This is a genomic window from Enterobacter cloacae complex sp. I1M (assembly GCF_014982425.1).
Classification (GTDB): domain Bacteria; phylum Pseudomonadota; class Gammaproteobacteria; order Enterobacterales; family Enterobacteriaceae; genus Enterobacter; species Enterobacter intestinihominis.
Genome location: NZ_JADCLG010000034.1, coordinates 25,738 through 35,816 on the forward strand (window position 1 = coordinate 25,738; position 10,079 = coordinate 35,816).

The window sequence follows — 10,079 nt, forward strand, 5'->3', positions numbered from 1 at the left end:
TATGGAAAGCAAACTGCTCGAATATTACAACCGTGAACTGGCCTATCTGCGCGAGATGGGCGCGGAGTTCGCCGAACGCTACCCAAAAGTGGCGGGGCGGCTCGGCATGCGCGGCATCGAAGTGGCGGATCCGTACATTGAGCGCCTGATGGAAGGTTTCGCCTTCCTGACCTCCCGCGTGCAGATGAAAATGGACGCCGAATTTCCACGCTTTTCACAGCGTATGCTGGAGATGATTGCGCCAAATTACCTGGCGCCTACGCCGTCGATGGCGATCGCTGAGATTCAGCCCGACAGCAGCCGGGGCGACCTGAGCAAAGGCTTTATTGTGCCGCGCGGCACCATGATGGACAGCCTGGCGCTGAAAAAAACCGGCGTTACGTGCAGCTATACCACGGCGCACGAGGTCAACCTGCTGCCGTTAAAAATTGAGCGGATCGAGCTGGGCGGCGTTCCCGCCGATCTGCCGCTGGCCCAGCTCGGCCTGAGCCAGCGGGGGATCAGCAGCGCCTTACGGATCCGCATTGCCTGCGATGGCCCGCAGCATCTTGGGCACCTGGATTTTGACCGCCTGGAGTTCTTCTTAAGCGGCCCGGACATCGAGGCGCTGAAGCTGCTGGAGCTGGTGATGGAGCACCACGCGGGTATTGTCTGCCAGACGGTCAGCAAGCAGCCCCAGCGCCAGCTGCTGTCGTCTGACGCCCTGCGTCAGGAAGGCTTTGATGCGGATCAGGCGCTGCTCCCGGACGATCTGCGTAACTTCGACGGCTATCGCCTGTTGCAGGAGTACTTTGCGTTCCCGGCGCGTTTTCGCTTCATCAGCCTGAGCGGGCTGGGCAAGCTGATCCAGCGCTGCGAAGACGAAAAAGCGTTTGATATCTTCGTTCTGCTCGACAAGAGCGACGATCAGCTGGAGCGCGTGGTGGAAGCCAGCCACATGGCGCTGCACTGTACGCCGGTGATCAACCTGTTCCCGAAAGTGGCGGCCCGGCAGAAGCTGAGCGAAAGCCAGCATGAATACCATCTGGTGGTCGATAACATCCGCCCGCTGGATTATGAAATTTATGCTGTGAAAAAAATCTATGCCAGTGCGGATGGTCAGCGGGACGACCAGACGTTTCGTCCGTTCTGGAGTACCTGGAGCGGAGACGCGGGCAACTACGGCGCCTATTTTTCCCTGCGCCGTGAACAGCGCGTCCTCTCTGAACACGCGCTGCGCTACGGCACCCGTACGGGCTATATCGGCTCGGAGGTCTTCGTCTCGCTGGTGGATGCGCAGCACGCGCCGTGGCAGGAGAATTTGCGCTACATTTCCGCCGAGGTGCTGTGTACCAGCCGCGACCTGCCGCTGATGCTCCAGCAGGAGCTTGGGCAGTTTATTATGGCCGACTCCATGCCGGTGAAGGCGTTAACCCTGCGTAAAGGCCCGACGCCGCCGCGTCCGGCGCTGGCGGAAGGGTTCAGTACCTGGCGGCTCATCAGCCAGCTGCAAATGAACTACCTCAGCCTGATGGACAGCGAAAACGAAGAGGGCGCTGCCGCGCTGCGTCAGCTGTTAGGGCTGTACGCTAACCTCGCCGAGACGCCGGTTGCCCGTCAGGTGGATGGCGTTCGTCACTGCGTGCTGGAGCCGGTGCACCGCCGCGTGCCGGAACCCGGCCCGGTGGTGTTCGCCCGCGGGATCGGCATCACCCTGACGGTGGACGAACGCGCCTTTTCCGGTGCCAGCCCGTGGCTTTTCGGCAGCGTGCTGGAACGCCTTTTTGCCCGCCTGGTCTCCATCAACAGCTTTACGGAGTTCACGCTCAAGAGCCAGCAGCGCGGCGAAATTGGCTACTGGGCGCCGCGCATGGGTAAAAGGGCGCTGGTATGAGTGAAGTTGCCCCTGCAACGCTGCGCGTGCATCGCCTGACGCCGCTGCCCGATGCGTTCTGGCGCGGAGTGCGCGAGACGCCGTGGCGCTACGATCTGTTTCAGCTGTTAAGACGTATTGATGCCCAGGGCGGAGAACGTTACCCGCTGGGGCGCGCGCCGCTGCCTAAATTTGAGCCGCTGCGTATTGGTCAGCAGCCTTCAATGGGGTTTGCGCCGTCAACGGTTGCCGAGGTCCGGCAGCGGGAAGAGAACGGACTGCATGAGGTTTCCATTCTGAGCTTCGGCCTGTTTGGTCCTAACGGCCCACTGCCGGTGCACATGACCGAGTATGCCCGCGAGCGTATTCATCATCATCAGGATCACAGCCTCAGCGCGTTTGCCGACCTCTTTCACCACCGCCTGACGCTGCTGTTTTACCGCGCCTGGGCGGACGCGCAGCCTGCCGTTTCACTGGATCGCGACGACAACAGGCGCTTCGAAGGGTATCTTGCATCGCTGATTGGCATGGGTCAGCCCGGCCAGATGTCGAAAGGCAGCCTGAGCCCGCATGCCCGCTTTACTCACGCCGGGCACCTGACCCGCCACGGGCGGGACCCGGAAGGGCTGGAGAAGATCCTGCGCAACTATTTCAACATTCCGGTCAGGTTGGTGGCCAATGTACCGCAGTGGATGCCGCTCTCAACGCGGGAGCAGGCACAGCTGGGTGAGGGGCGTCGCCTGCCGCGCATGGGGGAGTCCGCTTTTCTTGGCATTGCGGTACGCGACGTGCAGCATAAATTTCGTCTTGAGATTGGCCCGTTGAGCGCAGACGAATACAACCGTTTTCTGCCGGGCGAAGGGTGGGTCACCGAGCTGCGCGACTGGGTGCGACAGTACGCCGGGGTGGAATTTGAATGGGAAACACGGGTGATCCTGCGCGCCGATGCGGTGCAGGGCACCACGCTCGGCAGCGCCGGGCGATTAGGGTACAACACCTGGCTGGGCCTTCAGCCTCAGCCTGTTCCGCGTGGCGATCTGGTGTATCGCGCAGAGCGATAATCCTTCCGTATACCGAATCATTGTTAATGGAAACTAACATGTCAGAAATTAGCCGTGCCGTGCTTTTCGGCAAACTGGATACGCTGTTATTTACCTCTCTGGAAAGCGCGACTGCCTTCTGTAAGCTGCGCGGCAACCCGTACGTTGAGCTGGTGCACTGGCTGCATCAGCTGATGCAGCAGCAGGATGGCGATCTGCAACAGGTCATCCGTCACTTCGCCCTTGATGAACAGCAGCTGACGCGCGATATCGTGGCGGCTCTGGATGCCCTGCCGCGTGGCGCGAGTTCCGTCTCTGATCTTTCCGAGCATATCGACAGCGCCGTCGAGCGCGCCTGGGTCTACGGCTCGCTGAAGTTTGGCGTCAGCCGCATCCGCGGCGGCCATTTGTTGATCGGCATACTGAAAACGTGGAATCTGGCTAACGTGCTGAAAAGTATTTCGGCGCAGTTCACCCGTCTTAACGTCGAGGTGCTGATCGAGCAGTTCGACGCTATTTGCGCCAGCAGCAAAGAGAGCCAGCAGGCCGCCGCCGCTGCGGACGCAGCTGCCGGGGCAGTACCGGCTGCGCAGGGCACGCTGGCGCAGTATGGTCAGGATCTGACGGCGCGCGCCCGGGATGGGAAAATTGACCCGGTGGTGGGGCGCGATGAAGAGATCCGCCAGATGGTCGATATTCTGATGCGTCGTCGCCAGAACAACCCCCTGCTGACCGGGGAAGCTGGCGTCGGGAAAACGGCAGTGGTGGAAGGGCTGGCGCTGCGTATCGCTGACGGCGACGTGCCTGAGCCGCTGCAAAACGTTCAGCTGTGGCTGCTGGATATCGGCATGCTTCAGGCCGGAGCGGGCATGAAAGGGGAATTTGAGGCGCGCCTCCAGGCGCTGATTAACGAGGTGCAGTCCAGCGCCACGCCGATTATTCTGTTTATCGATGAGATCCACACCCTGATTGGCGCTGGCGGCCAGCAGGGCACCGGCGATGCCGCTAACCTGCTCAAGCCTGCCCTGGCGCGTGGGCAACTGCGCACCATCGGCGCGACCACCTGGGCGGAATACAAAAAATACATTGAGAAAGATCCGGCGCTGACCCGCCGTTTCCAGACCGTACAGGTTCACGAGCCGGATGAAGCGAAAGCTGTATTGATGCTGCGCAGCACCGTGTCGCCGCTGGAAACTCATCATCAGGTTTTACTCCTCGACGAAGCGGTCAGCGCGGCGGTGAAACTGTCGCATCGCTATATTCCTGCGCGTCAGCTGCCGGATAAAGCGGTGGCGCTGCTGGATACTGCCTGCGCGCGCGTGGCCGTCAGCCAGAGCGCGCCGCCTGCCCAGCTGGAAGACTGCCTGCGTCATCTGGCGGCCCTGGACGTGGAGCTGGAGATTGCCGAACGTGAAGCGCGCGTGGGGGCGGGCGATCCGGCGCGCGTGGCGACATTAAGCGCCGAACGTGACGCGTTCGAAACCCAACGCGAGGCCCTGGCTCGTCGCTGGGAAGAAGAGCGCACGCGGGTGCAGGAAATTATCCGTCTGCGTGCCGCACTGTTTGCGGCGAGTGATGAGGATACGGCTGAACTGCGCGGCCAGCTGACAGAACAGCAGCAGGCGCTGAAGACCTTACAGGGTGACGAACCGCTGCTGTTTGCGGCGGTCGATGAAAACGTGGTGGCTGCGGTGGTCTCAGACTGGACCGGGATCCCGCTGGGCCGGATGGTGAAAAATGAGATCGACGCGGTGCTGAACCTGGCTGATACGCTGAACCAGCGGGTTATTGGTCAGCGTCACGGTCTGGATCTGATTGCCCGTCGGGTAAAAACCTCGCGGGCGAAGCTTGACGATCCGAACAAACCGGTCGGCGTATTTATGCTCTGCGGGCCGTCCGGCGTGGGCAAAACCGAAACCGCGCTGGCGCTGGCGGAGTCGCTTTACGGCGGCGAGCAGAACGTCATTACCATCAACATGAGTGAATTCCAGGAAGCGCACACCGTTTCGACGTTAAAAGGTGCGCCTCCGGGCTATGTGGGCTATGGTGAAGGCGGCGTCTTAACCGAGGCCGTGCGCCGCCGCCCCTACAGCGTGGTGCTGCTGGACGAAATTGAAAAAGCGCACCCGGACGTGCACGAGATCTTCTTCCAGGTCTTCGACAAGGGCTGGATGGAGGACGGCGAAGGGCGTCACATTGATTTCCGTAACACCATTATTATTCTGACCTCTAACGTCGGCACCGAGCTGATCGCAGCCATGTGCGCCGACCCGGAACTGATGCCGGATCCTGATGCGTTAAGCGGCGCCCTGCGCCAGCCGCTGCTGGAGGTGTTCCCACCTGCGCTGCTGGGCCGCCTGCTGGTGGTGCCGTATTACCCTCTGAGCGACGAGATGCTGGGGCAGATTGTGCGTCTTCAGCTCAGGCGCATTCAGCGTCGTCTGGAAGAGAATCACAATATTATTTCTGAATTTGACGACAGCGTGGTCGAACAGATTGTTCAGCGCTGTACCGAGGTTGAGTCGGGCGGGCGTATGGTGGATGCGATTCTGACCAATACGTTGCTGCCTCAGATGAGCCAGATTTTACTTACCGCCAGCCGCAGCGACGAGCAATACCGACGTCTGCATGTCACCTGCGAGCAGGGCGAGTTCCACTGTCAGTTTGCCGCGTAATAATCATCAAGAGAACTGTAAAAGATGACGGATAATGATAACAATCGGACTGTCCCAAACGCGCTCCCGGTCGGGTACCGTTTCAATGAGTTTGAGATAAAAGAGGTGATTGGCGGCGGCGGATTCGGCATCGTCTATCGCGCCTGGGATCACCAGCTCGAACGCACTATCGCTATCAAAGAGTTTATGCCTTCCTCCCTCGCCGTGCGCGGCGAGGATATGACGCTGGTGCTGCGCAGCGAGCGCTTCGGCAAAGCGTTTTCTGCCGGTCTGAACAGCTTCATTCAGGAAGCCCGCCTGCTGGCGCGCTTTAACCACCCGAACCTGCTGCACGTGCTGCGCTTCTGGGTGCAAAACGACACGGCCTATATGGGGACGCTGTTTTACAGCGGCACCACGCTGTCGCGTCTGCGCGAAGAGAAACCGGAGCTGATTAACGAGGCGTGGATCCGCCGCATGCTGCCAATGCTCTTCGGCGCCATCAAAACGATCCACGATGAGGGCTACCTGCACCGCGACATCTCGCTGGATAACATTCAGATTCAGGATAACGGCCTGCCGGTGCTGCTCGATTTCGGATCGGCGCGCCGCACCATCGGTAATCTCTCGGATGAGACGGAAACCATGCTGCGTCCGGGGTTCGCGCCTATCGAGCAGTATACCGACGACAATGAAAGCGAGCAGGGGCCGTGGACGGATATCTACGCGCTCGGCGCCGTATTGCGCACCCTCATCGTCGGCTCTCCGCCACCGGTCAGCGTGGTGCGTTCGATTCAGGACACCTGCAAACCACTGGTGGAGCTGATGCCGCAGGGGTATTCCATTCCGCTGCTTCAGGCCATCGACAAGGCGCTGGCGCTGCATATGGAAGACCGTCCGCAATCTATCGAGGAGTTCGCGGCGCTGATCGAGATGCCCGTCGCCGGTATCGACGAGGTGCTGACCGCGAAGAAGACCGGCACGATGCTGGTGCCGGTGGAAGAGGAGACATCTGCTTCCGCGCTGGACTGGCGACGTTACAAGCTTCCGGGGCTGGTGGCCGCGGGCGTGCTGGTTGGGGTGGTTGCCGGTGCGATGCTGTTCGGCGGCGGCAGCCAGGAAACGCCAGCGCAGACGGCGCAAACCCCTGCCGTGAGCCCTCCGGCTGAAACCTCCGCCGCAGCGGAAACCAGACCAGCAACGGCCGACGTGAGCGAGCCGGTAGCGCCACCTGCTACGGCGCAGCAGAGTGCGTCGCCTGTCGACGCCAGCCCGGTCGCGCTGGTCTATATCCGCATGCTTGATGGCGAGACGCTGAAGGTGAACGGCGAGCCGAAAGCGCTGCGTCCGGGGAATAACGGTTACGCATCGCTGAAACTGCCTGCAGGCGAGACCCGCATTGAACTGGAAGGCAATGGAAGAACGCGTACCCAGACGCTGGATATTGCGAAGCCAGGCACCTGGCTGGTGAATCCGTAAGCCTGCGGGTAACAGGACGGAGCGAATGTATAACATCAAGTTTGTCTATCTGTTCCACGAGAACGTCTCGCCAGCGCTGTTTGCGAAAATAATCCGCCCGTCCGTTGCCGGACAGTGGATTATGTCGGTTCCCGACCATTCGCTGCGCTCGCTCTTCACGCGCTACGATCTGCTGCGCACGATCACCGGTGCGAATCCTTATCAGTCCGGGCGCGATACCCGCACGCTGATCGCGAAGGATTTAGAGATGGGCAGAGTGGTTGCCATTGACGAAAGTTTTCGTGACTGGTCATCAGTAACGGAAATTTTTTATATCAACGCCAAAGGGCAACTCCAGGCTGCCTCGCTGGTCGGCCTGGGCTGGTATCCGGTGAGTACGATTGTTGACCGCTACGAAACCATGGTGAGAACGTACGGATCTCGCCCTGCACCAACGGTACTGCCAAAACAGGTAGTGAAATCTAAAACGGCACAGGTGCCGGATGAACCTACTCCCGGCAAGGACGGTAAAACCTATGCCGGGCAGCTTCAGAAGATGACCAAAGCAGAACGCTGGCAGGCGCGTAAGGATCTGATTGCGAAGGGGAGCAATAGCCTTTATCCGGATGCCCAGATCGCCGCGAAACGTCTGGCAGCGAATAATATCGCGGTGGAAAAAGCGAAGCTTGCGGAAAATATTTATAAGACCGTGAACCCGCTCGAAACCACACCGGGCGTGCCGGAGGGATGGACAGATATCAGTAATGACGATGCGCTGTTAGGAAAGTTCGGGCTGAACAAATCCATGCTCTTTGACGATGATACGTCCCCCAATTTTCTGGCGCGCGTCTATCAACCGAAGCCGGAAGTGTTTGGTGCAGATATGAACCCCACGCTGGTATTCAGGGGATCGCGCGAGCCTGGTTTCGCCTCTCTGTCTGAGAATGTCTCCTCTCTACTGACCAAAGGGGAACTGGCGCCGGTGGTAAACGGGGCTGACTGGTCGAATAACTTCTCACAGGGCATGGGTATGGCTTCAGATTATTATAAAAAGGCCGTGAGTATCGGTAAGGAGCTGGCAAGGTCAGGGCAGAATATTGATATTGCCGGTCATTCCCTTGGCGGTGGTCTCGCCTCTGCAACCTCTATGGGCAGCGGGAAAGCGGGGTGGACGTTTAACGCCGCCGGCCTCAATGCCGGAACCGTAGAAAAATACGGCGGTAAGATATTAGGCAGTACGGATAATATCCAGGCGTATCGGGTTGAAGGTGAACTGCTGACGAAGATTCAGGAAGTTAACCCCTGGGAAGATCTGAAAACGATGAAAGGGCATGTCCCTTCGTGGATCCTCAAAGAGGAAATCTCTGCGCTGAGCCCTAATGCTGCCGGAATACCCCATGATCTTCCCGGTGGAACCGGAAGCGCGCTGGACCGCCACGGAATTAATCAAGCGATTGATTGCATAGAGCAACAGAAGGATGAGGATATTTCGATAATCGGGAGTCGATTGTGAAAAAAGGGTTGATGGCTTTTGTCGCGTTATGTTTTTTATTCATGATTCAGGGGTGTAAGCAGGATATGGACCTTAATCCACAGGACTACTTCAGCGGCCAGCAGCTTGAACTGGCGAAAGCGATTGAGGAAGGCGACGTCGATGCGGTGAAGACGCTTGCGCCAGACAGCGACCTTAATCAACCAGGAAAGCAGGATATGACCCTGCTTTTCTGGGCCCTTGGCAACGCAATTAATGATAAAAAAACGTCGAGCCATTTAAAGGTGATTACGTTGCTAGTTAAGGATGGCGCAGATCCGCTCCAGCCTCGACCGCAGGGAAAAAGCAGTCCTGCTGAATTTGCCCTAAAGGGAGACAGTGCGGACTGGATCGACGCGATGTTGGACGGTGGCCTCTCACCCAACGTGAAAGATAAGGTTTTCCACGAACCGATCGTCTTCCAGTCGCTTAAAGCGAAAAATACAGAGACGCTGGAAGCCATGCTCGATCGCGGTGCTGACGTCAACTCAACCAACTCACTGGGTAAAACGCTGGTGTTTGATGCGCTGGATAACCAAGCTTACGATCATGTCTTGTTGCTGCTCGATCGGGGAGCGGATCCGTCAATTAAGGCCAAAAATGGCTGGTCGATGAGCAATGCGCTCGCGGACGCGCTGAATGGACTTGACCGAGGCAGTGAGCAATACGAGAAATTAAACGAAATAAAAGAGAAGCTCATCCAGAAGGGGGGCGAATGGCCACCCGCGCCGGTTAAGTGATTGCTCAACTGTCATGAACGCCAGAGATAAGGTTTTCGTTTTCTGGGGATGCATGGATGCCCTGGCCATTGTGCTCTATTGTGCCCAGTCCGTGCGACATGACAGAATCCCTTTTATTTCCGATATACACGCCTTCAGTACGGTTGTGAACACGCTGTCTGCTGGTGGGTATAGCGCTCTGGTTATTCTTTTCTTTATTCTCGATTTCTTGTTGTTGCTCTCTTTTATTGCCTCAGCATGGTGCTTCTTCGCCCGGAATTTATACGCGAGAAGACTGGCGCTCTACCAGGAAATACTGCGTCTGGTTGGATTTCGCTACTCAGTTTCCCTTTTTCCCCTGGTGTTAAGTTTCACGGGCGTGATGAATGTCTGGCTAAATGGCTTTTTGTTCTTTTTGTCAGAGTTTCTGAAAATCTATTCCCTGTGGATTTATAAATATGAAGGGGAATGGCCCCCGGTTAAAGAGTAAGACGGCCAACAACCAGAACATTCACGTTTAAAAAAACCTTGCGTTAAAAATACTCTCAGCATAAACCATTACGGAATAAAGATTATGCTCAACCGAATTACCGTTCAGCTCCCGGTTGAGGGGCTGCTTTTCTGGAAACTCTCCGGCCGCGAGGCGATGTCGGAGTCGTTCGCGCTGACGCTGACCCTGCTCGGCACGGATGCGCGCATTGACCGCAGCAGGCTGCTCGGTCAGCCGGTCACGGTGACCATCCCCACCCAGAACCTGCTTACCCCCCGCTATATCAACGGCAAGGTGACGCGCGTGGCGGTGAGTGCCGTGGAGCTGACGGGCAC

The 10,079-nt window shown here is 58.3% G+C and carries 8 protein-coding genes; all 8 read left to right on the plus strand.

From position 1 onward, the window contains the following. Position 1: 1 nt before the first annotated feature. Positions 2 to 1,873: a type VI secretion system baseplate subunit TssF gene (gene tssF, locus INF86_RS18845; RefSeq protein WP_063146339.1), complete on the plus strand. Its 1,872-nt coding sequence runs from the start codon at positions 2 to 4 to the stop codon at positions 1,871 to 1,873. After that, on the plus strand, positions 1,870 to 2,913 hold the full coding sequence (gene tssG, locus INF86_RS18850; protein WP_022648402.1) for a type VI secretion system baseplate subunit TssG: 1,044 nt from the start codon (positions 1,870 to 1,872) through the stop codon (positions 2,911 to 2,913). Before tssF ends, tssG begins: the two co-directional genes overlap by 4 nt. Before the next feature lie 38 nt (positions 2,914 to 2,951). Further along, entirely contained in the window at positions 2,952 to 5,567 is a 2,616-nt protein-coding gene (gene tssH / locus INF86_RS18855) for a type VI secretion system ATPase TssH (protein WP_063138102.1), read from the plus strand. A 24-nt stretch (positions 5,568 to 5,591) separates the two neighbouring features. After that, on the plus strand, positions 5,592 to 7,025 hold the full coding sequence (locus INF86_RS18860) for a serine/threonine-protein kinase (protein ID WP_023306450.1): 1,434 nt from the start codon (positions 5,592 to 5,594) through the stop codon (positions 7,023 to 7,025). 25 nt (positions 7,026 to 7,050) lie between these two features. Continuing rightward, positions 7,051 to 8,517: a phospholipase gene (locus tag INF86_RS18865; RefSeq protein WP_193543801.1), complete on the plus strand. Its 1,467-nt coding sequence runs from the start codon at positions 7,051 to 7,053 to the stop codon at positions 8,515 to 8,517. Next, positions 8,514 to 9,275, plus strand: coding sequence for an ankyrin repeat domain-containing protein (locus tag INF86_RS18870; protein ID WP_023300316.1), 762 nt, complete (start codon positions 8,514 to 8,516; stop codon positions 9,273 to 9,275). Before INF86_RS18865 ends, INF86_RS18870 begins: the two co-directional genes overlap by 4 nt. 52 nt (positions 9,276 to 9,327) lie before the next feature. Beyond that, a complete protein-coding gene (locus INF86_RS18875) occupies positions 9,328 to 9,744 on the plus strand; it encodes a hypothetical protein (RefSeq protein ID WP_022648397.1) in 417 nt (138 codons plus the stop codon). Between the two features lie 84 nt (positions 9,745 to 9,828). Further along, a partial coding sequence (locus INF86_RS18880; protein WP_227414824.1) for a contractile injection system protein, VgrG/Pvc8 family occupies positions 9,829 to 10,079 on the plus strand: 251 nt, incomplete at its 3' end.